This is a genomic window from Pseudomonas sp. CC6-YY-74 (genome assembly GCF_002025205.1).
Lineage (GTDB): Bacteria > Pseudomonadota > Gammaproteobacteria > Pseudomonadales > Pseudomonadaceae > Aquipseudomonas > Aquipseudomonas paeninsulae.
Map to the genome: position 1 here is coordinate 1,139,333 of NZ_CP019947.1, position 25,795 is coordinate 1,165,127.

General features: G+C 62.0%; 24 protein-coding genes and 1 pseudogene. 11 read left to right on the forward strand and 14 right to left on the reverse strand.

Annotated features, from left to right (window positions below; translation table 11 throughout):
• Positions 1-30: 30 nt before the first annotated feature.
• The 4 genes from B2D37_RS05340 to puuE form a co-directional block, all read right to left on the reverse strand.
• Positions 31-534 (reverse strand): ureidoglycolate lyase, encoded by a 504-nt coding sequence (locus B2D37_RS05340; RefSeq protein ID WP_079201742.1) that lies wholly within the window; start codon positions 532-534, stop codon positions 31-33.
• Positions 535-668: 134 nt separating this feature from the next.
• The gene (alc, locus tag B2D37_RS05345) at positions 669-1,664 is read right to left on the reverse strand and encodes an allantoicase (RefSeq protein WP_079201743.1); all 996 of its coding nucleotides are present in this window, start codon (positions 1,662-1,664) and stop codon (positions 669-671) included.
• A gap of 39 nt (positions 1,665-1,703) precedes the next feature.
• Positions 1,704-2,219: a 2-oxo-4-hydroxy-4-carboxy-5-ureidoimidazoline decarboxylase gene (uraD, locus tag B2D37_RS05350; RefSeq protein ID WP_079201744.1), complete on the reverse strand. Its 516-nt coding sequence runs from the start codon at positions 2,217-2,219 to the stop codon at positions 1,704-1,706.
• A complete protein-coding gene (puuE, locus tag B2D37_RS05355) occupies positions 2,216-3,145 on the reverse strand; it encodes an allantoinase PuuE (protein WP_079201745.1) in 930 nt (309 codons plus the stop codon). Before puuE ends, uraD begins: the two co-directional genes overlap by 4 nt.
• Positions 3,146-3,567: 422 nt before the next feature.
• Here puuE and uraH point away from each other — a divergent pair, with 422 nt between their 5' ends.
• Positions 3,568-3,921 (forward strand): hydroxyisourate hydrolase, encoded by a 354-nt coding sequence (uraH, locus tag B2D37_RS05360; protein ID WP_079201746.1) that lies wholly within the window; start codon positions 3,568-3,570, stop codon positions 3,919-3,921.
• Between the two features lie 108 nt (positions 3,922-4,029).
• Here the strand turns inward: uraH and B2D37_RS24065 are convergent, their stop codons facing one another.
• The 4 genes and pseudogenes from B2D37_RS24065 to B2D37_RS05375 form a co-directional block, all read right to left on the reverse strand.
• The gene (locus tag B2D37_RS24065; RefSeq protein ID WP_371915442.1) at positions 4,030-4,797 is read right to left on the reverse strand and encodes a methyl-accepting chemotaxis protein; all 768 of its coding nucleotides are present in this window, start codon (positions 4,795-4,797) and stop codon (positions 4,030-4,032) included.
• Positions 4,798-4,884: 87 nt separating this feature from the next.
• A pseudogene (locus tag B2D37_RS24070) lies at positions 4,885-5,976 on the reverse strand (cache domain-containing protein); the annotation flags it as partial.
• 418 nt (positions 5,977-6,394) lie between these two features.
• On the reverse strand, positions 6,395-7,135 hold the full coding sequence (locus B2D37_RS05370) for a hypothetical protein (RefSeq protein WP_154067161.1): 741 nt from the start codon (positions 7,133-7,135) through the stop codon (positions 6,395-6,397).
• 109 nt (positions 7,136-7,244) lie between these two features.
• Positions 7,245-8,234 (reverse strand): alpha/beta hydrolase, encoded by a 990-nt coding sequence (locus tag B2D37_RS05375; protein ID WP_079201749.1) that lies wholly within the window; start codon positions 8,232-8,234, stop codon positions 7,245-7,247.
• Between the two features lie 339 nt (positions 8,235-8,573).
• Between B2D37_RS05375 and aroC the strand changes: the two genes are divergently transcribed.
• From aroC to B2D37_RS05395, 4 genes are all read left to right on the forward strand, one after another.
• Positions 8,574-9,665, forward strand: a complete 1,092-nt coding sequence (gene aroC, locus B2D37_RS05380; protein WP_079201750.1) for a chorismate synthase — start codon at positions 8,574-8,576, stop codon at positions 9,663-9,665.
• A 97-nt stretch (positions 9,666-9,762) separates the two neighbouring features.
• Entirely contained in the window at positions 9,763-10,911 is a 1,149-nt protein-coding gene (locus tag B2D37_RS05385) for an MFS transporter (protein ID WP_079201751.1), read from the forward strand.
• A gap of 82 nt (positions 10,912-10,993) precedes the next feature.
• Complete coding sequence (locus tag B2D37_RS05390; RefSeq protein ID WP_079201752.1) at positions 10,994-11,539, forward strand: acireductone dioxygenase; 546 nt, start codon at positions 10,994-10,996, stop codon at positions 11,537-11,539.
• A gap of 120 nt (positions 11,540-11,659) precedes the next feature.
• On the forward strand, positions 11,660-11,851 hold the full coding sequence (locus tag B2D37_RS05395; protein WP_079201753.1) for a PLDc N-terminal domain-containing protein: 192 nt from the start codon (positions 11,660-11,662) through the stop codon (positions 11,849-11,851).
• Between the two features lie 248 nt (positions 11,852-12,099).
• Here B2D37_RS05395 and B2D37_RS05400 read toward each other — a convergent pair whose 3' ends face one another.
• Positions 12,100-12,597, reverse strand: a complete 498-nt coding sequence (locus B2D37_RS05400; RefSeq protein ID WP_079201754.1) for a methylated-DNA--[protein]-cysteine S-methyltransferase — start codon at positions 12,595-12,597, stop codon at positions 12,100-12,102.
• Positions 12,598-12,599: 2 nt separating this feature from the next.
• Positions 12,600-13,490: a DNA-3-methyladenine glycosylase gene (locus B2D37_RS05405; RefSeq protein ID WP_079201755.1), complete on the reverse strand. Its 891-nt coding sequence runs from the start codon at positions 13,488-13,490 to the stop codon at positions 12,600-12,602.
• A gap of 273 nt (positions 13,491-13,763) precedes the next feature.
• Between B2D37_RS05405 and B2D37_RS05410 the strand changes: the two genes are divergently transcribed.
• The 4 genes from B2D37_RS05410 to B2D37_RS05425 all read left to right on the forward strand — a co-directional run bounded on the left by B2D37_RS05410 (position 13,764) and on the right by B2D37_RS05425 (position 19,680).
• A complete protein-coding gene (locus tag B2D37_RS05410; protein ID WP_079201756.1) occupies positions 13,764-14,696 on the forward strand; it encodes an ABC transporter ATP-binding protein in 933 nt (310 codons plus the stop codon).
• Positions 14,693-15,487 (forward strand): ABC transporter permease, encoded by a 795-nt coding sequence (locus B2D37_RS05415; protein WP_371915425.1) that lies wholly within the window; start codon positions 14,693-14,695, stop codon positions 15,485-15,487. The genes B2D37_RS05410 and B2D37_RS05415 overlap by 4 nt, the downstream gene beginning before the upstream one ends.
• Before the next feature lie 99 nt (positions 15,488-15,586).
• The gene (locus B2D37_RS05420) at positions 15,587-16,618 is read left to right on the forward strand and encodes an efflux RND transporter periplasmic adaptor subunit (protein ID WP_079204906.1); all 1,032 of its coding nucleotides are present in this window, start codon (positions 15,587-15,589) and stop codon (positions 16,616-16,618) included.
• Positions 16,615-19,680 carry an efflux RND transporter permease subunit gene (locus B2D37_RS05425; RefSeq protein WP_079201757.1) on the forward strand — a complete coding sequence of 1,022 codons (3,066 nt, stop codon included), beginning with the start codon at positions 16,615-16,617 and terminating at the stop codon, positions 19,678-19,680. The genes B2D37_RS05420 and B2D37_RS05425 overlap by 4 nt, the downstream gene beginning before the upstream one ends.
• A 211-nt stretch (positions 19,681-19,891) precedes the next feature.
• Here the strand turns inward: B2D37_RS05425 and B2D37_RS05430 are convergent, their stop codons facing one another.
• Positions 19,892-20,899: an NADP-dependent oxidoreductase gene (locus B2D37_RS05430; RefSeq protein WP_079201758.1), complete on the reverse strand. Its 1,008-nt coding sequence runs from the start codon at positions 20,897-20,899 to the stop codon at positions 19,892-19,894.
• 226 nt (positions 20,900-21,125) lie between these two features.
• On the opposite strand from B2D37_RS05430, the gene B2D37_RS05435 reads away from it, so the two are divergent.
• Positions 21,126-21,887 (forward strand): SDR family oxidoreductase, encoded by a 762-nt coding sequence (locus tag B2D37_RS05435; RefSeq protein ID WP_079201759.1) that lies wholly within the window; start codon positions 21,126-21,128, stop codon positions 21,885-21,887.
• A gap of 238 nt (positions 21,888-22,125) precedes the next feature.
• Here B2D37_RS05435 and B2D37_RS05440 read toward each other — a convergent pair whose 3' ends face one another.
• From B2D37_RS05440 to B2D37_RS05450, 3 genes are all read right to left on the reverse strand, one after another.
• Positions 22,126-23,316 carry a benzoate/H(+) symporter BenE family transporter gene (locus B2D37_RS05440; protein ID WP_079201760.1) on the reverse strand — a complete coding sequence of 397 codons (1,191 nt, stop codon included), beginning with the start codon at positions 23,314-23,316 and terminating at the stop codon, positions 22,126-22,128.
• The gene (locus B2D37_RS05445) at positions 23,317-23,931 is read right to left on the reverse strand and encodes a LysE family translocator (RefSeq protein ID WP_079201761.1); all 615 of its coding nucleotides are present in this window, start codon (positions 23,929-23,931) and stop codon (positions 23,317-23,319) included. It lies immediately after the preceding gene.
• A gap of 147 nt (positions 23,932-24,078) precedes the next feature.
• Entirely contained in the window at positions 24,079-24,516 is a 438-nt protein-coding gene (locus B2D37_RS05450) for a MarR family winged helix-turn-helix transcriptional regulator (RefSeq protein WP_079201762.1), read from the reverse strand.
• A 94-nt stretch (positions 24,517-24,610) separates the two neighbouring features.
• Between B2D37_RS05450 and B2D37_RS05455 the strand changes: the two genes are divergently transcribed.
• Positions 24,611-25,777: a PLP-dependent aminotransferase family protein gene (locus B2D37_RS05455; RefSeq protein ID WP_079201763.1), complete on the forward strand. Its 1,167-nt coding sequence runs from the start codon at positions 24,611-24,613 to the stop codon at positions 25,775-25,777.
• The last annotated feature ends 18 nt before the right edge of the window (positions 25,778-25,795 follow it).

A 25,795-nucleotide genomic window follows, 5' to 3' on the forward strand; every position in this document is an offset into this window, starting at 1 on the left:
CGATGCCGGCAGGCCGGCGCCAGGCTTCTCTTATTGGTGGGGAGCGAGCAGCAGTTGCTCATGCTCATCAAAGAAATGCTCATCGCAGTTGTTGCCGGAACCACTGCGATCAACCACCAGGAAGTCATCCCGCTTTTCGATCGTCAGCACCGGATGGTGCCAGACGCCGCGATGGTAATTGACGCCCTGCCTGCCGTTGCTGCGGAAGGCGCGGACTAACGCTGATTCAGGTGCATCGCCAAGTGGCGCGACCACGATCAGAAAGGGCTGGCCGAGCAGCGGTATGAACGCCTGGCTGCCCAGCGGGTGACGCTCCAGCATACGCACGGTCAGCGGCATCTCCAGGGCTTGGGCACTGAAAATACTGATGATCGCCTGATCCTCAGGCTGGGCGGTCTCCACAGTGGCCAGCTGGTGATAGCGGCGAGTGGAGCCATTGTTGATCATGAAGAACTCGCTGCCCTCGGATTCGATAACGTCACCAAAGGGGGCGAAGGCTTCTTTGCTTAACGGCTCGATGATCAGTTTGCGCATGTCGGTCTACTTGTTCGTGGGTAATTCTGCCTCCTATTCAGGAGCGGAGGCGGTTTTGGTGGGAGGGGCTTTAGCCGCGAAACTCAGCGGCAGGCACTGGCCATCTCGCGGCTGAAGCCATTCCCACAGGGTGTTTACTTGGCGACTTTACCGAACAGGCGCAGGCGGCTGATACCACCGTCCGGGAATACGTTCAGCCGTACGTGAGTGATCGGGCCCAGCGCCTTGATCTGTTCGGCGAACTCGTGCTCGGCGTGCATCTCGAGCTTCTGGCTTGGCAGCAGGTCACGCCAGAACAGGCTCTGGGTTTCGATCTGGCTGTCGGTGCCGCCTTTGACGAACGCGGCCTGGATCGAGCAGCTGTCCGGGTAGTTGCCTTTGAAGTGCAGGGTATCGACGACAATGCGTTCGATTTCACCCGGAGCGCCAAGGGCGACGATCACCCAGTCGTTGCCAGGGGTGCGTCGGCGTGCGGTTTCCCAGCCGTCACCCATGTTGATGCCACGGCCCGGGTTGAGGATGTTACTCATGCGGCCGAAGTGCTCGTCCGAACAGGCCAGGGCGCGACCGCCATTCAGCGCGGCGGCCAGGTCGACCTGCTCGTTGTCGCCGACGTTGCTCCAGTCGCGGAACGGCACGCCGTAAACGCGCAGGCGGGCGACGCCGCCGTCCGGGTAGATGTTGAAGCGCAGGTGGGTAAAGGCCTGGGCATTGTTGATTGCGTGGTAGTGGTGATTGTTGCCTTGCAGCTCAACCGCGCCCAGCACTTCAGTCCACTCGGTGCTATCAGTCGGGTCGCCTGCGGCGACGAAGCAGCCTTCCAGCGAGGCGGACGGCGGGAAGTTGCCGGTGAAGAAGCTGGTGTCGATATCAACACCTTTGATCGAACCGGCCACGCCGAGGCGAATCACGGCGCTGTCGTAGCCTTCGAAACGCTTGCGCCGCGATTCCCAGCCATCCATCCACTTGCCGTTGTCATCGAACACGCCTTCCTTCCACACCGCCGGGGTCGGTTGGAACAAGCGGTTGACGTCGGCGAACCAGTCATCGGTTACCGAGATGGCCTGGGTGCCGAGGCGCGCGTCGGCCAGGTTGACGTATTTCTCGAAGGGTACGGCGTAAGCTTTCATGTCGTGTCTGCCTTAACAGTGAGGGCGGGGAGTGGCGGGCTAGAGCTGCTGCAAGCGAAACAGGGCGATCTTATTGATCTCGGCCAGGGCGCAGGCGAATTCCTGCTCCGGAGCGTTGTGGATACGCTCCTCGAATGCCGCCAGAATCTGGTGTCGGTTGCTGCCTTTCACCGCCATGATGAAGGGGAAGCCGAACTTGGCCTTATAGGCGTCATTCAGTTCGGTAAAGCGGGAGAACTCCTCGGCCGTGCATGCGCTGATGCCGGCGCCGGCCTGTTCGGTGGTGCTGGAGGCGGTCAGCTCGCCACGCACTGCCGCCTTGCCGGCCAAGTCCGGGTGAGCGTTGATCAGGGCCAGTTGCTCGGCATGGCTGGCGCTGAGCAGGATGTCGGCCATGCGCTGGTGCAGGCCATTGACTTGATTAACGCTGTCGTCCAGGCCCAGTTCGAACGCCTTCTCGGCCACCCAGGGCGAATGCTCGTAGATATCGGCGAAGACGTTGACGAAGTCTTCGCGGCTCAGGCGCGACGGGGTCAGGGTCTGAAAGCGGCTCATGTGCGGGTCTCGACAAAAGGGTGGGTGGCGTGCCAGTGGCGGGCGATATCGACGCGGCGGGCGCACCAGACTTTTTCGTGGCTTTTGACGTACTCGATAAAGCGCGCCAGGGCGGCGATCCGCGCGGGGCGGCCGAGCAGGCGGCAGTGCATGCCGATCGACAGCATCTTCGGCGCGCCAGCCACGCCTTCGGCGTAGAGCACATCGAAGGCGTCTTTCAAGTACTGGTAGAAGTCGTCGCCGGTGTTGAAACCCTGCGCCTGGGTGAAGCGCATGTCGTTGGTGTCCAGGGTGTAGGGGATCACCAGGTGCGGCTTGGCCACGCTGCTGGCCGGATCCCAGTAGGGCAGGTCGTCGTCATAGGTGTCGGAATCGTAGAGGAAGCCGCCTTCCTGCATGACCAGGCGCCGGGTGTTCGGCCCGGTGCGGCCGGTGTACCAGCCCAGCGGGCGCTCGCCCGTGATGTCGGTGAGGATGCGGATGGCTTCGAGCATATGCTCACGCTCTTGCGCCTCGTCCATGTACTGGTAGTCGATCCAGCGGTACCCGTGGCTGCAGATTTCATGGCCGGCCGCGACCATGGCCTTGATCATGTCGGGGTTACGCTGGGCGGCCATGGCGACGGCGAACACGGTCAGCGGAATCGCGTGCTGGTCGAACAGTTTGAGCAGGCGCCACGCGCCGGCGCGGCTGCCGTATTCATAGAGCGATTCCATGCTCATGTTGCGTTCGCCCTGCAGCGGCTGGGCGGAGACCATCTCGGAGAGGAAGGACTCGGATTCCTGGTCGCCGTGCAGCACGTTGCGCTCGCCACCTTCCTCATAGTTGAGGACGAACGACAGGGCAATGCGGGCATCGCCAGGCCAGTGTGGGTGCGGCGGGTTGTTGGCGTAACCGATCAGGTCGCGTGGGTAGTCAGCGCTCACTGCAGTCTTCCTTCTTGGCGTGTTGCGGTCACTGCGTAGCCCAGGTGACAAGGGACGCGACCGTGATGAGCTAATTGTATACAAAATGAATAACGCTTTGTAAATAAAAAATCAGCTTTATTGCTAAATCAATTCTCGCCATTGAATCTGTGTGGGTGCCCAGTCCGTGCGCCTGGCGCCTGCCCTTACCCGCGAAGTTTGCCGTCATGGCGGTACCTGAAGCGGCGGTTTTGACGGAATTATTGTAAATATAATTGTGTACAATAAAACAAAAAAATGTCTTGAATGATTCGGCGGCATGCTATGCTCCGCCCAACTCAAGGCTGCTGGAGCCTGAGTCATCTGCCGAATTCAATATTCAATAACAGTAGAGGAGGTGCGGTGTCTGCGTGGCAATTGGCCGGCGTGGATGCCTGATAGCTATGGGACGATTGACCACACATGTTCTAGATGCCGCGCACGGCTGCCCCGGCAGCGCCATCACTGTTGAGTTGTATCGGGTCGAAGGCGCGCAGATGGAGCTGGTTACCCGCGTGGTGACCAACCATGACGGCCGTTGCGATGCGCCTATTCTGCAGGGCGACGATTACCGCAGTGGTGTCTACCAGCTGCACTTCCATGCGGGCGACTATTACCGGGCCCGTGGCGTGCAGTTGCCCGATCCGGCGTTTCTCGATGTGGTGGTGCTGCGCTTCGGTATCGATGCCGGCCAGGATCACTACCATGTGCCGCTGCTGATCTCCCCGTACAGCTACTCCACTTATCGCGGTAGTTGACTGCTCAGGCGGGGCTGCGCTGGGTGAGCCGGCAGGCCCGTTGTGCGGAACCTGATGGCAGGCACTCGAGTGCCTGCCATCATTGTTTCTGCGCAGCGAATGACGCCATCAAGTCTTGAAGCGATTAACCAGTTCATTGAGCTGAGTGGAGAGGCTGGAGAGGTTGTGCGAGTCACTGCGCGCCGACTCTGCCAGGCCTGCGACCAGCTGCGCATCGCCATGGATCATGCTGATGTGACGGTTGATGTCTTCGGCGACCTGGTGCTGTTCTTCGGCGGCAGTGGCGATTTGCGCATTCATATCGCGTATTACATCGACCGACTCGCGGATCAAGCCGAAGCTTGAGCGGGCGTCGGTAATGCTGCTAACCGTACTCTGCGAGACCTCCAGGCTGGCATGCATTTGCTTGCCCATCTCCCGGGTGCGCTGGGCCAGACTGCTCAGCAGTCCGTCAATTTCAGCGGTGGAGTCCGCGGTGCGCTTGGCCAGCGCGCGAACCTCGTCAGCCACAACGGCAAAGCCCCGTCCCTGTTCGCCGGCACGTGCCGCTTCAATCGCAGCATTGAGGGCAAGCAGGTTGGTTTGTTCGGCGATCGAGCGAATGGTGCCGAGAATCGACTGGATATTATTGTTGTCCTGCTCGAGCTGTTGCATCGCCGCGGCAGACTGGGATATTTCTCGGCTCAGCTTCTCGACATTGCTGACGGCAGCATCGATTTGCAGTTGCCCGTCACGCGCCTGTTTTTGTCCATTGTCCGCCGACTCCGCGGCCTGAGAGCAGGAGCGCGCCACTTCGTTGGCGGTGGCGACCATCTCGTGAAAGGCGGTGGAGACCATGTCGATCGATTCACGCTGCCGCCCTGCAGCTTCGGTCATGTCGCCAGAAACCTTGGAGGAGGTGGTTGAGGTCTGCTGGATATGCTGGGCAGCTTGGCCAATGTTGAGGATCAATTGACGAATGGCTGTGAGGAACTGATTGAACCAATTGGCCAGTTGCGCGGTTTCATCCTGGCCACGCACGGTAAGGGCCTGAGTCAGGTCGCCTTCACCTTGGGCAATGCCTTCCAGGCCACTGGCTACCGCGCGAATCGGTCTGACGATAAGCCCGGCAAAGCTGGCTCCCACCAGGGCAAACACGGCGGCGAGCACGATTGCCAGCCCCGCGATGATCCAGGTCAGGCGGGTGACCCCGGCCATCGCTTCTTGTTCACTGATCAGGCCGACAAAGCGCCAGCCAAGTTGTTCGGAAGGCCAGACGTTGGCCATATAACGTGCCCCGTTCAGCTCTACTTCGACCAGGCCTTTTTGTGCATTGCTCAGCGTGTTGTATCCGTCCTTCAAGTCACTTATTTTCTTGAAGTTGTTAGTAGGGTTTTGAGGGTCGACCAGAATGGTGCCGTTATCCTCCATCAGCATCAGGTAACCACTTTCGCCCAGTTTGATCTGCTTGACGATGTCGGTCAGCTGCTTGAGTGAGACGTCGATGCTGATCACCCCACCCGGGTTGCCGAGGGTGTTGGCAATGCTGCGAGCGCTGGCTAACAGTACGGCATCGTCGGGGGCCCAGTAGTAGGCGTCGGTGCGCACGGTCTTGCCCTGATTGTCCATGGCTTTTTGATACCAGGGGCGTTTGCGCGGGTCGTAATTGCTCACTTTGGAGTCTTCTGGCCAGCTCACATAGCCGCCTTGGATATTTCCCATCGATACATAGGAATAGGCCGGGTGGCTGGTCCCCAGGCCAGCAAACAGGGCGAGGATTTGCGTGTCTTGCTCGCCGGTTGGGATGCTTGCAGCGTTGGCATCAATATATTGCTTGAGGCTGTCGTCGGATTGAGCAACGAGCGGGTGCTTGGCCAGGTATTCGACGTTTTGGTTGATGCCATCGAAAAATAACCGCATGGCGTTCTCTACCTGGCGGATCTCGCGGGCGCTGGTGTCGACGAACTCAGTTCTGGCATCGCTACGTAGATTGACGATGACCAGAACGGCGACCAGCATGATGGGGACGCAGGCGATGATGGCGAAGGCCCAGGTCAGTTTTTGTTTTATGTTCATCAGGGGTCCTTGCGCACGACGCTGTGCGGGAATTTGGGGGGCTCTTATAGTGTCGGCTGCCTAGCTGAGAGCTTTACCCAGTGCGCTCGCCAGTTGTCTATTCGCGCCAACTGTTGCCGCGTGGACCGCTAGAGAGGCAGTTTTGCGCTGCGGTACGCTCGCTTGCTGGGTCGTAGGCGGCCGTGTAGGTCAGGTGCCCTTGCTGAGCTTCCCGGCAGCGGCTCGATCGATTGCGGTAGCTGATAGCGAATGCTTGTGGCCCTCTGACTCATGAGTAGAGTCCCTGGCCCGCGCCCACTGCGGGCTTTTTTGTTTGCTGGCGGGCATCGCTGCGCAGGACGGCCGGGCGGCGATCCGTTCGGACTATCCACGGCGTACCGCCTACCGCGAGTAGCGCCCTACGGTGCTGGCTGCTGCATTAGCGCGTGGCCATCCAGATCAGCAAGCCCGCCTGGAACATGCAAAACGCCACCAGGCAGGCGATGGTGAAACGCAGGCTGCTGTCGTCGCGGCGGAACAATTCGATGCGCGATTCCAACTTGCGCAGCTTGGCGTCCTGTTCGCGCAGGCTCAGATCGGCTTGTTGCAACATGGCCGCAGCATCGAGCAGGTCGACCATCTGCACCTTTTCGCTAGACCAATCGCTGTGCAGGCTGCTGACCCGCTCTGCGCTGTAACGCGCTTTGAGTTGCAGGGGGTCGAGGTATTCGATGACGAAGCCCTGGGCTTGCAGGCAGTGGTCGCGGCGTAGGCGGGCGTCTTCGCTGAGGGCGTCTTTGGCCGCCAGGGCAGCACCCTCTACCAGGTAGTGCGCGCAGTGTTGCTGGGCCCAGGCGATACCCTGGGCTAGCAGAAAACGTCCCAGGCCTCGATTGGCCGGCTCTACCAGCAAGCCCTTTTCCGGGCCGAGGTGCATCTCCTTGCTGCGATGGTCGATCCATACTTCCAGCAGGTTCAGTTCCTTGCGCCCCCCCACGCCGGGCAGGTGCAGGGTCAGGCGCAGCAGGCTCTGGCCCTTGGCGTGCCGTTCCACCCGGCCCAGTTGCACGAAGCGCAAAGGCCGCGCGCCGGTGTGACGGTCGACCGGTAGAGGGGCCAGACGCAACAGGCGAAAGTGCTCGGGCGCGAGATTCGCCCAGGGATGGGCTTTCTCGGCCATGGCTTGGGCTTGGGCGGCGGTGTCAGGCGCAGATTGTGGAGAATTGGCGTCGGTCATAAAGGCAGTCCTGTGCGCGATACCAGCATAGGGCATCGGGCTGGCCCAACCTTTATCGGCCGGTTTGCGCGACGCTGGAGGCTGGCGCTGTGCCGGTGACGTCGATGAAGCTGGCGATCCGCTCGGTCAGCAGGCGCGCCAGGGGCAGGCGCGGGTTGTCGTAGGACGCCAATTGCGCCTTGCCGTCCAGCGGGACGATGCGCAGGACGTGGTTCATGCCTTCGACTATCACCAGTTGCGCATCCGTCTTGACGGCTTGCAAGGCCTCGGCATCGGCGACGCCGACCTGGATGTCGTGACTGCCCTGGACGATCAGTGCGGGGATCTGCAGGCGGGCAAAAACCTCGCTGGGGTTGTAGCGGAACAGTGAGATCAGATAGGGCTGCACGCTGGGACGAAACAGCACTTGCAGCTCATCGGGCACTGCATCGGTCGGCTGGCCGGCCAGCAGCGAGTCAAGCAACCGCTGGCTGTGCGTGAGCAATTTCGGCGGCAGGCGATAGTGCAGTTGTTCGCGCAGTACCTGGTCGATGGGGCGTGAGCTGCCGGCAAGCGAGATCAGCGCATCGGCGCCGGCTGCGGGGGCCGCCAGGCTGGCGATCAAGGCGCCTTCGCTGTGGCCGATCAGGATCAGGCGACTGAAATCCCCATCGGCCTTGAGCAGCTGGCCCCAGGCGGCCACGTCGGCGACATACTGCTCGACAGTCAAGTCGCGCTCGTCCGGGGTGGCCGTGCGGCTGGCGGCGATCCCGCGCTTGTCGTAGCGCACACTGGCGATGCCATGCTTGGCCAGCGCCTGGGCCAGGCGCTTGAGGCTGTCGCTGTGCCCGCCAGCGGGATTGTTGCCATCGCGGTCGGTCGGCCCGGAGCCGGCGACCAGCAGCGCGACAGGGACCGGCTTGGCGCTTAGCGGTCGTAATAAAGTGCCATGCAGGGTGCCCTGATCGGTTGCCAGACGAATCGGTCGTTGCTCGATGGTATGGGGCGCGGCCTGGGTCAGGCCGGCAAGCAAGGTAAGGCTCAAGAGGAGGACTCGCAGCATGGGTAGGTACTATGGCAACGGAAGTGAGTTGGACGTCAGCACCGACATAAGGTTCTAGCGGCCCCTCAGCCCTGCTGCGCAGATGCCACTGTCTTTAGCGTGAAGGCCGCATTTTTTCTGCAGTTTCTCGTTAAATGGCCTGCTATTCGCTTCAAACGGGCAATCAGACTGCCCCAGGCCGGACTTTGCCTCACCACGAAGGGGCAAGTCCGACAGGCTACTAGGGTGAACTGGGCTGGCACCGCGGGTATACTCGCGGCCTTTATCGAGTAGGGGTTTGGCGCGCGCGGGCAAGCGTTGCGCCGGGCCCGGTGCTGATTCCCGCGGAGTATCCTGCAAATGTCCGGCAATACCTACGGCAAGTTGTTCACCGTCACCAGCGCAGGCGAAAGCCATGGCCCGGCGCTGGTCGCCATCGTCGATGGTTGTCCACCGGGCCTGGAATTGTCGCTGGACGACATGCAGCGCGACCTCGACCGGCGCAAGCCGGGCACCAGCCGCCACACCACCCAGCGTCAGGAAGACGATGTGGTGGAAATCCTCGCCGGGGTGTTCGAGGGCAAGACCACTGGTTGCGCCATCGGCCTGCTGATCCGCAATACCGATCAGAAGTCCAAGGATTACTCGGCGATCAAGGATGTCTTCCGCCCGGCCCACGCCGATTACACCTATCAGCACAAGTACGGCATCCGCGACTACCGTGGCGGTGGCCGTAGCTCGGCCCGCGAGACCGCCATGCGCGTGGCTGCCGGCGCCATTGCCAAGAAATACCTGGCGACCCAGGGCATCGTGATTCGCGGTTATATGAGCCAGCTCGGTCCGATCGAGATTCCGTTCAAGAGCTGGGACAGCGTCGAGCAGAACGCCTTCTTCTGCCCTGACCCGGATAAGGTGGCGGAACTGGAAGCCTATATGGACCAACTGCGCCGCGATCAGGATTCGGTCGGGGCGAAGATCACCGTGGTCGCCGAAGGGGTGATGCCGGGGCTGGGCGAGCCGATCTTCGACCGTCTGGACGCCGAGCTGGCCCATGCGCTGATGAGCATCAACGCGGTCAAGGGCGTGGAAATCGGCGCCGGTTTCGCCAGTGTCGCCCAGCGCGGCACCGAGCATCGCGACGAGCTTACGCCTGCGGGCTTTTTGTCGAATAACGCCGGCGGCATTCTCGGCGGCATTTCCAGCGGGCAGCCAATCGTCGCCCACCTGGCGCTCAAGCCAACCTCCAGTATTACCACGCCGGGGCGCTCGATCGACGTCGATGGCAATGTGGTGGAGGTGATCACCAAGGGCCGTCACGACCCCTGCGTCGGCATCCGCGCCACGCCGATCGCCGAGGCGATGATGGCCCTTGTGCTGATGGATCACCTGCTGCGCCACCGTGCGCAGAACGCCGATGTACGGGTGACCACACCGGTGTTGCCGCAGCTTTGAGCAAGGGTAGGTTGGGCCGGGCCGCGCAGGCTGAGCGCGGCTCGCAGTGTTGGGTTGCGCCGTTGGGCGCCTCAACCCAACCTGGGTTGGTTAAACCATGACTAGTGCATTGCCCTATTGGCGGCTGTCCGGTTTCTATTTCTTCTATTTCGCGTTGCTCGGCGCCACGGCGCCGTTTCTGGCGTTGTACTTCGATCACCTGGGCTTTTCCTCCGCTCGCATCGGCGAGCTGATCGCCATTCCGATGCTGATGCGCTGCATCGCGCCCAATATCTGGGGCTGGTTGGGCGATTACAGCGGCCAGCGCCTGGCTATCGTGCGCTTTGGTGCGATCTGCACGCTGCTGTGCTTTGCCGGCATCTTCATCAGCCAGACTTATGCCTGGCTGGCGCTGATCATGGCGCTGCACGCGTTCTTCTGGCATGCCGTGCTGCCGCAATTCGAAGTCATCACCTTCGCCCATCTAAAGGAGCAGGCGGCGCGCTACAGCAAGATTCGCCTGTGGGGCAGCATCGGCTTTATCGTCGCGGTGGTCGGTCTGGGCCAGCTGTTCGAACTGCTCAGCCTGGATGCCTATCCCTGGGCGCTGATCCTGATCATGGCCGGCATCGTGCTGAGCAGTTGGTGGGTGCCCAACGCTGAGCCGCGCATGCGCCCCAATGTGGTGGGCGAGGGCGGCTTTATCCAGCAGTTGCGCCGCCCCGGTATTCTCGCGTTTTACCTCAGTGCGGGGCTGATGCAGCTGAGCAACGGCCCGTACTACACCTTTCTGAGCTTGCACCTGGAGTCGCTCGGTTATTCGCGTGGCCTGATCGGCCAGCTCTGGGCCCTCGGGGTGTTGGCGGAGATCGTGCTGTTCATGGTCATGGCCAAGCTGCTGGCGCGTTATTCGCTGCGCAGCGTGCTGTTGGCCAGCTTTCTGATCACCGCCGTGCGCTGGTTGCTGCTGGGCAACCTGGCCGATAACCTGCTGGTATTGTTGTTCGCTCAGTTGATGCATGCCGCGACTTTTGGCAGTTTTCATGCGGCGGCCATTCACTTCGTGCAGCGCAGTTTCGCCGACCGTCAGCAGGGCCAGGGGCAGGCATTGTATGCCGCACTGACCGGGGTCGGTGGTGCCCTGGGCGCGCTCTATTCCGGTTATAGCTGGAACAGCCTCGGCCCGGCTTGGACGTTCGCCATCGCCAGCCTGGTAGCCCTGGTCGCGGCCATCACTGCCACGCGCATGCACGAGCCGCGACCATGAGCCGGGCGTGCATGACCTCATTGGGTTTTGGCTCGCAGCGTGCCTTTACTCAGCCTACGGATAACCAACGAGAGTTCTGACCATGAGCAGCCTGAGCGTCTATCACGAGTCTTCTGCCGATCTGCCGAACAAGGTACTGACCCATCTGGAAGATATCGCCAGCACCCTGGCCGCCGTCGGTGTGCATTTCGAGCGCTGGCAGGCTTCGGCGCCGCTGGTTCCAGGCTGCAGTCAGGATCAGGTGATCGCCGCCTATCGCCCGCAGATCGAGCAACTGATGAGCGAGCGCGGCTATGTCGAGGTTGATGTGCTCAGCTTGAGCGATGATCACCCGGACAAAGCCGAGCTGCGCGCCAAATTTATCGACGAGCATCGGCATGCCGAGGACGAAGTGCGTTTCTTCGTGGTGGGCAGCGGCCTGTTCAGCCTGCATATCGACGATTACGTTTACGCCGTGTTGTGCGAGAAGGGTGACCTGATCTCGGTGCCGGCCGGCACGCGGCACTGGTTCGACATGGGCGAGCATCCGCACTTCGTGATGATTCGTCTGTTCAGCAATACTGACGGTTGGGTCGGCGAGTTCACCGGCGATGATATTGCCAGCCGTTTTCCGCGGCTGGATGACTGATACGCCGCTTGCTCGATGGCTGCGGTTCCTCGCCGCAGCGCCTGGGTAATATAACGCTTGTGGAACTCCGGGCATCGATGGCTATCCTAGATGGGCAACCCTTTGCACAGGAGTGTCCTCATGGGTTCTACAATGAATGGCCTTGTCGGCCTGATTATTCTGGCTCTGAGTATCTGGGCCATTATCAATATCGTCAAAAGCAACACCGAGGTCGGCAAGAAAGTCCTCTGGGTGTTGTTGATCCTGTTTCTGCCGGTGATCGGTCTGATCATCTGGGCGCTGCTGGGGCCGCGTGGCAGCGTGCGTTTCTAAACGCATGGCTCGCCTGGTCGTTTTGGGTGGTTGGCCTGGCTGAGTCTGCCCGGCTCCAGCTAGGCCCGCGATTCCCAAGCGTGAGGCGCCCTGCGTGCGGGGCACCCATCGTGCTGGCGTGTCATCAAGTGAATATCAGCGCCTTGACTGGCATTAATCCCGCCTCCGGCGAAGACCTGATCCCGGCCGTGCCGCTTGGCGTTCCTGCCCAGGTGTTGGCGCGCATTCCAGCGCCCTAACTGCCTGCCTCAAAGCGCCAATGTGGCCTGCTCCGGTACCTGCATGCCTTCCAGCTGCAACAGCAGCGCCTTGCGCGCCAGGCCCCCGGCATAGCCGGTCAGGCTGCCGTCGCGGCCGATCACCCGGTGGCAGGGGATGATCACCGCAATAGGGTTGGCGCCATTGGCCGCGCCGACCGCCCGCACCGCCTTGGGCCGGGCGATCCGTTCGGCCAGGGCGCTGTAACTGCTGGTCTGGCCGAAGGGAATGCGCTGTAACGCCTGCCACACCGCCTGTTGAAAGGCCGTGCCGTGCGGCGCCAGGCGCAGCTCGAAGCGTTGCCGGCGGCCGGCAAAATAATCGTCGAGTTGCCGGCACACCTCATCCAGTTCGTCAGCCGCGGTCTGCCAGTGCTCGGCGATCCGCCAGGGTTTGTCGTCTATTTCCATCAACAATTGCTGCAGGCCCGTTTCATCGCCGGCCAGCAGCAGGCGGCCGATGGGGCTGTGGTGATAGCGGTAGAACATGGCTATGCCCTCTGCGAATAGTTGTGCCACAGGTGGGCGGCGGCGTAGGCGCGCCACGGTCGCCAGGCTTCGGCGCGGGCCTTGAGTTGCCTGGCGTCGATGCCGTCTGCGCCCCACAGCGGCGCCTTGAGCAGGCCCAGGTCGCTGGCGGGAAAGGCATCGGCTACGCCGAAGGCGCGCAGGGCAATGTATTCGGCGGTCCAGGGGCCGATGCCGGGCAGGGTGCAGAGCCGTTCGATCAGGGCTTCGCTGCCATGCCGCAGATCCAGGTGCAACGCGCCGCTGGCGACTAGCCCGGCGAAGTGCTGCAACGTCTGCACGCGTTTACCCGGCATGCCGATGCCATCCAGGTTAGCCCCGGCGATTGCCTCGGCGCTGGGGAACAGGCGGTCGATGCCGTCGCCGTCGGTTACCGGTAACGGCTCGCCCAGGCGGGTGACCAGGCGCCCGCTGATGGTCACCGCGGCTTTTACCGTGACCTGCTGACCGACGATGGCCCGCACCGCCTGCTCGAACGGGTCGAAGGCCGTCGGCAGGCGCAGCCCCGGATTGCGCGCGACCAGCGTGGCCAGGTAGGGGTCATTGGCGAAATGTCTGCCGATGCGCTGCGGTTCGGCATCCAGGTCGAACATGCGCCGCACCCGCTGCTGCAATTCGGCCAGGCAGGGGATGGCCGAGGCGCTGTAGCTCAAGGCCAGGGCGTTATGCCCGGGCTGCGGGCTTACGCTGAACCAACCGCTGGCGTTTGCCAGCCGGAAGCTGCGGCAATAGCGCTCGCGGCTCAACCGTTCGACGCCCGCCAGGGCGCGCAGGGCGAAGTGGTCGTGGAACTGTTGCCAATCCCAGGGTGCGTTGTAGGGCAACAGCAGCGTTGCTTGCGGGGCGTTATTCATGCCCGGACGATAACCCCGGGCCGCGCACTTGTCTGCGCCAAACTGGCTTTCAAACCGCGCTGTACTCGTGAGCTGTGGTGAATCGAGTTTGTCGGGGGCATGGCCTGCCGATTGGATTTGTGTGTGGCAGTTTTGCCGGCACCCCAGAATTTCTCTCGATATCACTGCGATTGATGGCGCCATGGCGCTAGACTTGCTGCGCGTTGCCCTTGTAGTGAGCGGCGCCGCCCCCATCTTTTGATTTCTTCTTTTTTACAGGTGCGTGCATTTTTTATGAGTACTGCTCTGTCCATCCGGCAGTTGACCAAAACCTACGGCAATGGCTTCCAGGCTCTGCATGGCATCGATCTGGACGTAGCCGAAGGCGATTTCTTCGCGTTGCTCGGCCCCAATGGCGCCGGCAAATCCACCACCATCGGCATTCTCTCGACCCTGGTGACCAAGTCCAGCGGCACGGTCAATGTGTTTGGCCATGATCTGGACAAGCAACCGTCGGCGCTCAAGCGCTGTCTCGGCGTGGTGCCGCAGGAATTCAATTTCAACCAGTTCGAGAAGGTCTTCGACATCGTCGTGACCCAGGCGGGTTACTACGGCATTCCCGCGCGCATCGCCAAGGAGCGTGCCGAGCAGTACCTCAACCAGTTGGGGCTGTGGGACAAGCGCGATGTGCCCTCGCGCGAACTGTCCGGTGGCATGAAGCGGCGTTTGATGATCGCTCGCGCCCTGGTTCATCAGCCACGCTTGCTGATCCTCGATGAGCCGACTGCAGGCGTCGACATCGAATTGCGTCGCTCGATGTGGAGTTTTCTCACCGAGCTGAACCAGCAAGGCATCACCATCATCCTCACCACCCATTATCTGGAGGAGGCCGAGCAGTTGTGCCGCAACATCGGCATCATCGATCACGGGCGTATCGTCGAGAACACCAGCATGCGCGAATTGCTGAAAAAGCTGCATGTGGAGACCTTCCTGCTCGACCTGAAAGAGTCGTTACTGGTGCCGCCGCATTTGATCGGTTACCCGGCGCAAATGCTCGACCATCACACCCTGGAAGTGCAAATCGACAAGAGTCAGGGCATTACCGAACTGTTTCGCCAGTTGGCCTTGCAGAACATCGAGGTGCTCAGCTTGCGCAATAAAACCAATCGCCTGGAGGAGTTGTTCGTCTCCCTGGTCGAGAAGAACCTGGTGAAGGTGGCAGTATGAGCACGGCTTATGTGAATACCGAGTTCGCCGCCAACATGGTGGCGTTGCGGACCATCGTCTACCGCGAGATCCGCCGCTTCACCCGCATCTGGCCGCAGACCCTACTGCCGCCGGCGATCACCATGGTTCTGTACTTCGTCATCTTCGGCAACCTGATCGGCCGGCAGATCGGCGACATGGGTGGCTTCACCTATATGGAGTACATAGTGCCGGGGCTGATCATGATGTCGGTGATCACCAATTCCTACGGCAACGTGGTGTCAAGCTTCTTCGGCAGCAAATTCCAGCGTTCGATCGAGGAATTGATGGTGTCGCCGGTGTCGCCGCACATCATCCTCATCGGCTTCGTCGCCGGCGGTGTGTTGCGCGGGCTGGCGGTGGGCTTGATCGTCACCCTGCTGTCGCTGTTCTTCACCGACTTGCAGGTGCATCACCTCGGTGTGACCGTGCTGGTGGTGTTGCTGACCGCGACCATTTTCGCCATGGGCGGCTTCATCAACGCGGTATTTGCGCGCAACTTCGACGATATTTCGATCATTCCGACCTTTGTTCTCACTCCGCTGACCTACCTGGGCGGGGTGTTCTACTCGATCAACCTGCTGCCGCCGTTCTGGCAGACGGTGTCGCTGGTCAACCCGGTGCTGCATATGGTCAATGCGTTTCGCTACGGCATCCTCGGCGTGTCGGACATTCGCATCGGTGTCGCCATCGGCTTCATGCTGATCGCCACTGCCGTGCTGTATGGCGTGTGCATTCGCTTGCTGATCAGCGGACGTGGCATGCGTCAGTGACGAGGTTTTTTTGCAAATAATATCGGGAAACATCTCGAACGGCTGAAGCGCACGGCGAGGCCGTTAGACTCAGCCTCTATGGAATAACTGGGGTTGTATATGGCTGCCCGTCCGCGCGTTCTATTGGTGGCATCGCTGTTGCTGCTCTCGACCCTTTTGCCGTTGGCGCATGCAGCTGAAGGCCCCTTGGTTGAAGTCGTGCAAGTGGAAAAAGCCCTGGTGCGCGACGAGCTGATTACCTTCGGCTCGCTACGCTCCGATGAGTCGGTGATGATCCGCCCGGAGATAGAAGGGCGTCTGGCCTCCTTGCATTTTCGCGAAGGCCAGGCCGTCGCGGCCGGAACCTTGCTGGTCAGCCTGGACGATGCGATTGCCCGTGCCGAGTTGGCCCAGGCGCAGGCCAATCTCTATCTGGCGGAAAAAAACCATCAGCGTGCGCAACTGTTGTTCACCCGCGGCGCCAGCAATGCCCAAGCGCTGGATGAAGCCAATGCTCAGCAGCAAGTTGCCCGCGCCAGCTTGGCGTTGGCCCAGGCGCGCCTGGACAAAACCCGAATTCATGCGCCCTACGACGGGGTCTTGGGCTTGCGCCATGTCAGCCCGGGCGACTACCTGAGTGCCGGCCAGGATGTCGTCAACCTGGAGGTGCTTGATCCGCTCAAGGTCGACTTTCGCATTCCGCAAAAAGCCGTCAGCCAGATTCGTCTGGGCCAACTGATCGAGATCAGCCTGGATGCCTATCCGGGGGAGCGTTTCAGTGGCGAGATCTACGCGATCAATCCACGCCTGGATGAGGCCGGGCGCAGTCAGGCGGTTCGTGCCCATCTCGCTAACACCGATCGGCGCCTGAGCCCCGGCCAGTTCGTCAGGGTGGCGGTGATTGTTGCCGAGCGTGCCGCGGCCTTGGTAATCCCCGAGGAGGCGGTGATGCCGGTCGGCGAGCAGCTGCTGGTCAATCTGGTGGTGAACGACAAGGTCGAGCAGCGCGAGGTCACGCTGGGTAAGCGCCTGGGCGGCAAGGTCGAGGTGCGCGAGGGCCTGGGCGGCGATGAGGTGCTGATCAGCGCCGGTTGGCAGAAAGTGCACGAGGGCATGACGGTGCGCACCAAGGTGGTGGAGCGCACGCCATGACGCTGTCGGACATCTGCATCCGCCGGCCGGTGTTCGCCAGCGTACTGTCGCTGATCCTGGTCCTGCTCGGCCTGATGGCCTATGACCGCCTGAGCGTACGCGAATACCCCAACGTCGACGTGCCCATCGTTACGGTCAACGTCACCTATCCCGGCGCCAGCCCGGAAATCATGGAGTCCCAGGTCGCCCAGCCGATCGAGGATGTGCTCTCGGGCATCGAGGGGCTGGACTTCGTCAGTTCTATCAGCCGCTCGGAAAATACCCAGATCACCGCGCAGTTCCGCCTCGGCAGCAATTCCGATGAGGCCGCCAACGATGTGCGCGACCGCCTCGGGCGGGTGCGCGGCCTGCTGCCGGATGAAATCGCCGAACCCATCGTGCAGAAGGTCGAGGCCGATGCCCAGCCGGTGGTGTGGCTTGCCTTCTACAGCGAACGCTACAGCGCCCTGGAGATCACCGACGTGCTGGAGCGGGTGATCAAGGATCGCCTGCAGACCATTGCCGGTGTCTCCGAGGTGCAGGTCCGCGGCGGCCGCACCCTGGCCATGCGCATCTGGCTCGATCCGGAGAAGCTCGCGGCGCACAACCTCACCGTGCAGGACGTGGAAGACGCCCTGCGCCGGCAGAACGTGGAGATCCCCGCCGGACGTATCGAGTCACGCGAGCGCGAGTTCACCGTGCTTGCGGAAACCGACCTGAATACGCCCGAGCAATTCAACCAACTGATTCTCGATGATTCACAGGGCTATCTGCTGCGCCTGGCCGATGTCGGGCATGCCGAGATAGGCGCGCAGAACGAGCGCAGTATCGTGCGCTACAAAGGCCGCCCGGCAGTGTCCATGGGCGTGATCAAACAGGCCACAGCCAATCCCCTGGACATCTCCGATGGCTTGAACGCCGCCCTGCCGGAAGTCCGGGGGTTGCTGCCTGAAGGCATGGAAATGGCCATCGCCCACGACAATTCGCTGTTTATCCGCGAGTCGATCGACAACGTCTTTATCACCATCTGGGAAGCGGTGGCGCTGGTCATCCTGATCATCTTCATTTTCCTGCGCTCGCTACGCGCCACCATCATTCCGCTGGTGACCATCCCAGTGTCGCTGATCGGCGCCTTCGCCCTGATGAGCCTGATGGGTTTCACCATCAATACTCTGACACTGCTGGCCATGGTTTTGGCCATCGGCCTGGTGGTGGACGACGCCATCGTCATGCTGGAGAACATCCACCGGCATATCGAACAAGGTATGCAACCGATGCAGGCGGCTCTCACCGGCAGCCGCGAGATCGCCTTTGCAGTGATCGCCATGACCCTGACCCTGGCTGCGGTGTTCGCCCCCATCGGCTTTATGCAGGGCACCACCGGCAAACTGTTCACCGAGTTCGCCTGGACCCTGGCTGGCGCGGTGCTGGTCTCGGGGTTCGTCGCCCTGACCCTGACCCCGATGATGTGCGCGCTGCTGCTCAAACCACATCAAGTGGGCGAGCGGCACAACCGCCTGTACAACCTGATCGAGGACTTCCTCAATAGCCTGACCCATGGCTATAAACGCCTGCTGGCCCGCGCCCTGGCGGCCTGGTGGCTGGTGGTTGGGGTACTGGTGCTGGCCCTGCTGGCCTGCCTGCTGCTGTTCTCCGGGTTGAAGGCCGAGCTGGCGCCGACCGAAGACACCAGCACCATCATCGGCGTGTTCAACGGCCCGGACGGCGCCACCATCGACTACACCGGGCGTTATGCGCGGGAGATTGAGGCGGCTTACGCGAGCGTCCCAGAAACCAATCGCTACATGGTGATCGCCGGTTTCCCCACCGTGGCCCAGGGTATTTCCTTTATGAAACTGGAGGACTGGGGTGAGCGCTCGCGCAGCCAGTTCGAGATCCGCAATGAATTACTGACCAAGTTCCAGGACATCGCCGGGTTTCGGGCCTTTCCGGTCAATCGGCCGCCGCTCGGACAGAGTGCGCGCAATCAGCCGGTCAACTTCGTGATCCGCTCCTCGCTGGAGTACGCCGAGCTGCAAGCCTATGTCGATGAGCTGTTGCATAGCCTGCGTGATTACCCCGGCCTGGAAAGCCTGGACAGCGATCTGAAGTTGAACGCGCCGCAGCTCAAGGTGACGGTCAATCGCGAGCAGGCGGTGGCGGTTGGCAGCGATGTGGCGACCATCGGCCGCAGCCTGGAAAGCCTGTTCGGCAGCCGCCAGGTGACGCGCTTCAAGCAGAACGGCGAGCAGTACGACGTGATGGTGCAATTGCAGGACGTTGATCGCAGCAATCCGCAGGATCTCGACCGTGTTTACGTGCGTGGGCGCGACGAGAGCATGGTGCAACTGTCCAACCTGATCGAGGTGCGCGAGACGGTGGCGCCGCGCGAGCTCAATCACTTCAACCAACTGCGTGCGGTCACGGTGAGTGCCAACGTCGGTTCCGGCTATACCCTGGGCGAGGCTTTGGCTTATCTGGAAAACACTGCCCGCGGTGTATTCCCAGCTGACACCCAATACGACTACACCGGTACGTCGCGTGAGTTCAAGGAATCCGGCTCGGGTATCGCGCTGATCTTCGCCCTGGCCCTGGCCTTTATCTTCCTGGTGCTGGCGGCGCAATTCGAGAGTTTCACTGATCCGCTGATCATCCTGTTCAGCGTACCGCTGTCGATGGCCGGCGCCTTGCTGGCGCTGACCCTGTTCGGCGGCACCCTGAATATCTACTCGCAGATTGGTCTGGTGACGCTGATTGGCTTGATTACCAAACACGGGATTCTCATCGTCGAGTTCGCCAACGTGCTGCTGCGTCAGGGGCAGGAACTGCGCAGTGCGGTTATCGATGCCTCGGTCCAGCGCCTGCGGCCGATTCTGATGACCACCGGGGCCATGGTCCTGGGTTCGTTGCCACTGGCAATCGCCACGGGTGCTGGCGCCGAAAGCCGTCAGCAGATCGGCCTGGTGATAGTCGGCGGCCTGCTGGTTGGCACCTTCTTCACCCTATTTGTGATTCCAACGCTCTTCATGCTGCTGCGCCGCTGGCGGCCGCTGGTACAGGAAGCGGAAATGGTCGCGACGTAGGATGGACCGGAGCGCCGGCCGCTCAGGAGCGCAGCGAACAGTCCACCATTGCCGGCAGCAGTGGCGTACTGCTTCGCGAGTACGCCCTACGGCGTGAGTCCATGCTGCGCTGCTGGCGGCTAAAGCTGATACCCGTAGGAGCGGGCCATGCCCGCGATAAGGTATGGCCTGCAAAACATCGTGGGCATCGCCCGCTCCTACAAGTGACTTGTTACTCGACCTTGAGCACCAGCTTGCCGAAGTTCTCGCCGCTGAACAGCTTGAGCAGGGTGTCGGGGAAGGTTTTCAGGCCGACCACGATGTCTTCTTTGGACTTCAGCTGACCACTGGCCAGCCAGCCGCCCATTTCCTGGGCTGCCTCGGCGAAGCGCGGGGCGTAGGTCATCACCACCATGCCTTCCATGCGTGCGCTGTTGACCAGCAACTGCAGGTAGTTGGCCGGGCCCTTGATCGCCTCCTTGTTGTTGTACTGGCTGATGGCGCCGCAGATCACCACCCGCGCCTTGAACCGGAGGCGCGTCAGCACTGTATCGAGGATGTCGCCGCCGACGTTGTCGAAATACACGTCCACGCCTTTCGGGCACTCGCGCTTGAGGCCGGCATGCAGGTCTTCGTTCTTGTAATCGATGGCGCCGTCGAAGCCCAGTTCATCGACCAGGAATTTGCACTTGTCGGCGCCGCCGGCGATGCCGATCACGCGGCAGCCCTTGAGCTTGGCGATCTGCCCGGCGACGCTGCCGACCGCACCGGCGGCCCCGGAGATCACCACGGTTTCACCGGACTTGGGCGCACCGACGTCGAGCAGGGCGAAGTAGGCGGTCATCCCGGTCATGCCCAGTGCCGACAGGTACAGTGGCAACGGGGCGCGCTTGGGGTCGACCTTGTAGAAGCCTTTGGGTTCGCCGAGGAAATAGTCCTGCACGCCGAGGGCGCCGTTGACGTGCTCGCCGACGGCGAAGTCCGGGTGCTGCGAGGCGACAACTTCACCGACGCCGAGGGCGCGCATCACCTCGCCGAGACCGACCGGCGGGATGTAGGACTTGGCGTCGTTCATCCAGCCGCGCATGGCCGGGTCGAGGGACAGGTAAGCGTTCTTCACCAGGATCTGTCCGGGGCCGGGTTCGCCGACCGGCTTTTCCTCATAACTGAAGGTGTCGCGGCTGGGCAAGCCGACCGGACGTTGGGCGAGGAGGAATTGGCGGTTGAGCAGGGCAGTCATGGTCGGTACTCACTGAGCGGAAACCACGGTGATAGCCCTTCGCCGGGCGCTGGGCAAGGTAAGCCAGTCAGCCGAATACGGGTTAATCCATTAGAGTGATGAGGGCGTGGGGTGCTTAATCATTATTTCGCATGAAGGCAAAACTGTTGTTCAAATAGTGCTGCCGCGCCGGGCGCTGCTCTGACTAGACTCTGCGCAGATTTTCAATTCTCGCGAGGACACACAGATGAGTTTGAGCTTTTCCGGCCAGGTTGCCCTGGTCACCGGCGGCGCTGCCGGCATTGGTCGGGCGACGGCCCTGGCTTTCGCCAACGAAGGCCTCAAGGTGGTGGTTTCCGATGTCGACGTGGCCGGCGGCGAAGGCACTGCCGAACTGATCCGTGGAGCCGGTGGCCAAGCCACCTTCGTGCGCTGCGACGTGACCCGCGATGCCGAGGTCAAGGCGTTGATGGACGCCACGGTAGCCGCTTACGGCCGCCTGGACTATGCCTTCAACAATGCCGGTATCGAGATCGAGCAGGGCAAGCTGGCAGACGGCAACGAAGCCGAGTTCGACGCCATCATGGGTGTCAACGTCAAGGGTGTGTGGCTGTGCATGAAGCACCAGATCCCGCTGCTGCTGGCCCAGGGTGGCGGCGCCATCGTCAACACCGCCTCGGTCGCCGGCCTTGGCGCCGCGCCGAAGATGAGCATCTACAGCGCCTCCAAGCACGCGGTCATCGGCCTGACCAAGTCGGCAGCGGTGGAATACGCGAAGAAGAAAATCCGCGTCAACGCGGTGTGCCCGGCGGTGATCGACACCGACATGTTCCGCCGCGCCTACGAGTCCGATCCGAGGAAGGCCGAGTACGCCGCCGCCATGCACCCGGTTGGGCGCATCGGCAAGGTCGAGGAAATCGCCACCGCGGTGCTCTACCTGTGCTGCGACGGCGCCGCCTTCACCACCGGCCATGCCTTGGCGGTGGATGGTGGGGTGACCGCGATCTGAGCGCGCTTCGCTAGCAGCACGAACAAGGCGCCTAGACAGGCGCCTTGTTCGTTGGACGAGCGGGAGGGTTGGCGCTGAGCGCAGCGAAGCCCACCAAGACGTAGGGCGGGTGAACCCGCCCTACGTCTTGGTGGGCGGCAATTTCCCCGGATTTCATCCGCTCCCGTTACGCCGTCTGCAATGCCCGTAGGTTGGCGCTAAGCCTGCAAAGCCCAACAGAGCTTGTCCGTGGATCCCATCAATCCTTACCCCAGTTCAAAATTGCCAGGGTCAGCAAGCCGGCGACTATGCCCCAGAAGGCCGAGCCAACTGAGAACAGGGTCATGCCCGAGGCGGTGACCAGGAAGGTGATCAGCGCCGCCTCGCGCTCCTTGGGTTCGCTCATGGCCTGGGTCAGGCCGCCGATGATCGAGGCGAACAGCGCCAGCGCCGCGATCGACAGGATCAGCGCCTTGGGCAGGGCGGTGAACAGGGCGGCCAGGGTGGCGCCGAAGATCCCGGCGATGCCGTAGAACAGCCCGCACCAGATGGCGGCGGTATAGCGTTTTTGCGGGTCTTCATGGGCCTCCGGGCCGGCGCAGATCGCGGCGCTGATCGCTGCCATATGAATGCCATGGCTGCCGAAGGGGGCCAGCAGCATCGAGGTCAGGCCGGTGACGGTGAGCAGTGGCGAGGCCGGCACGTTGTAACCGTTGGCACGCAATACGGCCATGCCGGGCAGGTTCTGCGAGGTCATGGCGACTATGAACAGCGGAATACCGATGCTGATGGCTGCCGCCAGGGAGAAGTCCGGCGTGGTCCATTCGGGCGTGGCCAGTTGCAGCTCGAAGTGCTCGAAATTAAGCAGGCCGAAGATGCCGGCCAGCAGGGTGCCGACCAGCAGCGCGGCGAGCACCGCATAGCGCGGCAGCAGACGTTTGCCCAACAGGTAGGCGAGCAGCATCGCCACCACCAGCACTGGCTGCTGCTCGGCGGCCACGCAGATCTCCAGGCCGATCTTGAACAGCACGCCAGCGAGCAGGGCGGCGGCGATGGAACCTGGGATTCGCCGCATCAGGCGGTCGAAGCTGCCGGTCAGGCCGATCAACACGATCAATCCCGAGGCGAGGATATAGGCGCCAATCGCCTCGCTGTAGGGCACCCCCGGCAGGCTGCTGATCAACAGCGCCGCACCCGGGGTCGACCAGGCGATCATCACCGGCGCGCGGTAACGCAGCGATAGGCCGATACAGCCAATGGCCATGCCGATCGACAGCGCCCAGATCCATGAAGAAACTTGTCCGCTGCTCAGTCCCGCCGCCTGGCCAGCCTGGAATATCAGCACCAGTGAACTGGTGTAGCCGGTGAGCATGGCGATAAAGCCGGCGACCACCGCCGAGGTTGAGGTGTCGGCCAGTGGGCGTAGGCGTGTCTGAACCGCTTCGGGCATCTACAGGACTCCTTTGACGTCCGTAAGAATTGGGTACAGCGAGACGACCAAGAGTAGCGCCATAGTGATATTGAAGCCGCGCAATATCCGCGGATTACCCAGCCAGTTGCGCAGCAGGCTGCCGGCCATGGTCCACAGACCAACGCTGGGGCAGTTGACCAGGGCGAACAGGGCGGCGATCAGCAGCACGTTGACCACGAAATTGTCCTGCGGCGTATAGGTGGTGATCGCACCGATGGCCATTACCCAGGCCTTGGGGTTGATCCATTGAAAAGCCGCGGCCTGGAGGAAGCTGAACGGTTTGCCGTGCGCGCCGACGTTGCTGTCTGGCGCGCCGGCGTTGGCAATTTTCCAGGCCAGGTAAAGCAGGTAAGTCGCACCCAGGTAGCGCAGTAGGGTATAGAGCTGGGGAACCTGCTCGAACACCTGGCCAAGACCGAAGCCCACGGCCATCACCAGCACCATGAAGCCCAGGCTGATACCAAACATGTGCGGCAGGCTGCGGCGCACGCCGAAGTTCACCCCGCTGGCGAGCAGCATCATGTTGTTCGGTCCCGGGGTGACTGAGGTGACGAAGGCAAAGGCGATAAAGGCGATCAGCAGTTCGGTGGTCATGGTGGCGGCACTCGGGGTCAGTGCAGCTCAGCCTAAGGGCAGTTGCGCGGCGCGTTGCGGTACAGCGGGGCAGGCAATGAGTGGAACAGTTTGCAAGTGTTCGCTACAACGAGCGGTACAGTTGCTCCGGATGACTGGCTTCAGCTGTCACTGATGGCTGTTGCCCAGAGCCTGATTGACCTCGAGCCAGCCCGATACGGCCTCCTCACCGACTTCGCCGAAGGCTCGTTGCAGCAGTTTGGCCTGCTCGCGGCGCAGGGCCAGTTCCAGCTTGGCCCCTTCAGGGGTAAAGCCGAGCAGGCGTTTGCGCTTGTCGTCCTCGGCCGCCAGGCTCTCCAGCAGCCCCATTTCCAGCAACTGGCGCAGCGGCGTATTGAGTGCCTGTTTGCTCACCCCCAGGTAGGCCAGCAGTTCCTTCATGCTCAGCCCTGGGTACTTGGCGATAAAAAACAGAATGCGGTGGTGCACGCGTGACAGGCCGCGACGCGCCAGCATCTCGTCGGCCTTGGCGGTGAACGCCTGGTAACCGAAGAAGAAGGCCTCCATGGCGGCTTGCTGGGTGGTGACGTTTTTGAGGTCAAGCATTAAGGTCAAGCCTGTTGACGTATTGGGTCGGGGTGTCGTAATTTCGGTCAAACAGTTTGACCTATTTATCTTCGTATTTGCTACCGGTGTCTCCATGGCCTTCTCCGAACGCGTTGCCCGCCTGAAAAGCTCCTTGATCCGTGAAATCCTCGCCGCGGCGCAGCGCCCGGAAGTAATGTCCTTTGCCGGTGGCCTGCCGGCCGAGCCAATGCTGCCCAAGGTCGAATGGGCGGATATGCCGGCGAGCATGGGCCAGTACGGCATGAGCGAAGGCGAACCGGAGTTGCGCGAGGCCATCGCCGATGAAGCCCGAGCCCTCGGCGTACCCTGCGATGCCAGCCAGGTGCTGATCGTCAGTGGTTCGCAGCAGACCCTGGATCTGGCCAGCAAACTGTTTATCGATCCGGGCACCGAAGTGCTGCTCGAAGCGCCGACCTACCTGGCGGCGCTGCAGGCTTTCCAATTGTTCGGCGCCGATTGCATCGCCGTGCCGCAGGAGGCCGATGGCCCACAGATCGACGCCCTGCGGCAGCGCCTGGAACAGCACAAGCCGGCTTTTGCCTACCTGATACCGACTTTCCAGAACCCTTCGGCGGTGCGCTACAGCGAAGCCAAGCGCGACGCGGTGGCGGCCTTGCTCGACGAGTTCGGCGTGACCCTGATCGAGGATGAACCCTACCGCGAACTGGTGTTCGACGAGGGCAGCGCCACGCCGATCGTCAGCCGCCTGCAAAAAGCCAGCTGGATCTACACCGGCACCGTGTCCAAGACCCTGCTGCCTGGCCTGCGCGTCGGTTACCTGATCGCCACCCCGGACCTGTTCCCCTATCTGCTGCGTCTCAAGCAGTCGGCGGATTTGCATACCAACCGCGTCGGCCAGTGGCAGGCCCTGCAATGGTTGGGCACCCGCCACTACCGCGAGCATCTGGCCGAGTTGCGCGACTTCTACCGTATCCGCCGCGATGCCATGCAAGTGGTGTTGCAGGAGCATTTCAGCGATCTGGCCGATTGGCAGATTCCTCAGGGCGGCTTGTTCTTCTGGCTGACCCTCAAACAGCCGCTGGATACGCGTACCTTGCTCGCGCCAGCGCTGGCGCAGAACGTTGCCTTCATGCCGGGCGAGCCGTTTTTCATCGATCCGGATCAGCATCCGGGGCATATGCGGCTTAATTTCAGCCATATCGCCCCGGCGCGCCTGAACGAAGGTATCAAGCGCCTGGCCGGGGTGATCCGCGAAGCGCAGGCCAATCTAGCGGCTTGATCGAGTAGGCCGGCCTCG

What these genes read in the sequence shown, in the direction of transcription:
- B2D37_RS05435 (WP_079201759.1), top strand. Translation starts at nt 21,126, where the DNA reads ATGAGTTTGAGCTTTTCCGGCCAGGTTGCCCTGGTCACCGGCGGCGCT.
- B2D37_RS05440 (WP_079201760.1), bottom strand. Translation starts at nt 23,316, where the DNA reads ATGCCCGAAGCGGTTCAGACACGCCTACGCCCACTGGCCGACACCTCA.
- B2D37_RS05415 (WP_371915425.1), top strand. Translation starts at nt 14,693, where the DNA reads ATGAGCACGGCTTATGTGAATACCGAGTTCGCCGCCAACATGGTGGCG.
- B2D37_RS24065 (WP_371915442.1), bottom strand. Translation starts at nt 4,797, where the DNA reads ATGACCGAAGCTGCAGGGCGGCAGCGTGAATCGATCGACATGGTCTCC.
- alc (WP_079201743.1), bottom strand. Translation starts at nt 1,664, where the DNA reads ATGAAAGCTTACGCCGTACCCTTCGAGAAATACGTCAACCTGGCCGAC.
- B2D37_RS05340 (WP_079201742.1), bottom strand. Translation starts at nt 534, where the DNA reads ATGCGCAAACTGATCATCGAGCCGTTAAGCAAAGAAGCCTTCGCCCCC.
- B2D37_RS05400 (WP_079201754.1), bottom strand. Translation starts at nt 12,597, where the DNA reads ATGTTCTACCGCTATCACCACAGCCCCATCGGCCGCCTGCTGCTGGCC.
- B2D37_RS05430 (WP_079201758.1), bottom strand. Translation starts at nt 20,899, where the DNA reads ATGACTGCCCTGCTCAACCGCCAATTCCTCCTCGCCCAACGTCCGGTC.
- B2D37_RS05395 (WP_079201753.1), top strand. Translation starts at nt 11,660, where the DNA reads ATGGGTTCTACAATGAATGGCCTTGTCGGCCTGATTATTCTGGCTCTG.
- B2D37_RS05420 (WP_079204906.1), top strand. Translation starts at nt 15,587, where the DNA reads ATGGCTGCCCGTCCGCGCGTTCTATTGGTGGCATCGCTGTTGCTGCTC.
- B2D37_RS05370 (WP_154067161.1), bottom strand. Translation starts at nt 7,135, where the DNA reads ATGGCCGAGAAAGCCCATCCCTGGGCGAATCTCGCGCCCGAGCACTTT.
- B2D37_RS05385 (WP_079201751.1), top strand. Translation starts at nt 9,763, where the DNA reads ATGACTAGTGCATTGCCCTATTGGCGGCTGTCCGGTTTCTATTTCTTC.
- B2D37_RS05455 (WP_079201763.1), top strand. Translation starts at nt 24,611, where the DNA reads ATGGCCTTCTCCGAACGCGTTGCCCGCCTGAAAAGCTCCTTGATCCGT.
- B2D37_RS05390 (WP_079201752.1), top strand. Translation starts at nt 10,994, where the DNA reads ATGAGCAGCCTGAGCGTCTATCACGAGTCTTCTGCCGATCTGCCGAAC.
- B2D37_RS05375 (WP_079201749.1), bottom strand. Translation starts at nt 8,234, where the DNA reads ATGCTGCGAGTCCTCCTCTTGAGCCTTACCTTGCTTGCCGGCCTGACC.
- B2D37_RS05405 (WP_079201755.1), bottom strand. Translation starts at nt 13,490, where the DNA reads ATGAATAACGCCCCGCAAGCAACGCTGCTGTTGCCCTACAACGCACCC.
- aroC (WP_079201750.1), top strand. Translation starts at nt 8,574, where the DNA reads ATGTCCGGCAATACCTACGGCAAGTTGTTCACCGTCACCAGCGCAGGC.
- uraH (WP_079201746.1), top strand. Translation starts at nt 3,568, where the DNA reads ATGGGACGATTGACCACACATGTTCTAGATGCCGCGCACGGCTGCCCC.
- B2D37_RS05450 (WP_079201762.1), bottom strand. Translation starts at nt 24,516, where the DNA reads ATGCTTGACCTCAAAAACGTCACCACCCAGCAAGCCGCCATGGAGGCC.
- B2D37_RS05410 (WP_079201756.1), top strand. Translation starts at nt 13,764, where the DNA reads ATGAGTACTGCTCTGTCCATCCGGCAGTTGACCAAAACCTACGGCAAT.
- uraD (WP_079201744.1), bottom strand. Translation starts at nt 2,219, where the DNA reads ATGAGCCGCTTTCAGACCCTGACCCCGTCGCGCCTGAGCCGCGAAGAC.
- B2D37_RS05425 (WP_079201757.1), top strand. Translation starts at nt 16,615, where the DNA reads ATGACGCTGTCGGACATCTGCATCCGCCGGCCGGTGTTCGCCAGCGTA.
- B2D37_RS05445 (WP_079201761.1), bottom strand. Translation starts at nt 23,931, where the DNA reads ATGACCACCGAACTGCTGATCGCCTTTATCGCCTTTGCCTTCGTCACC.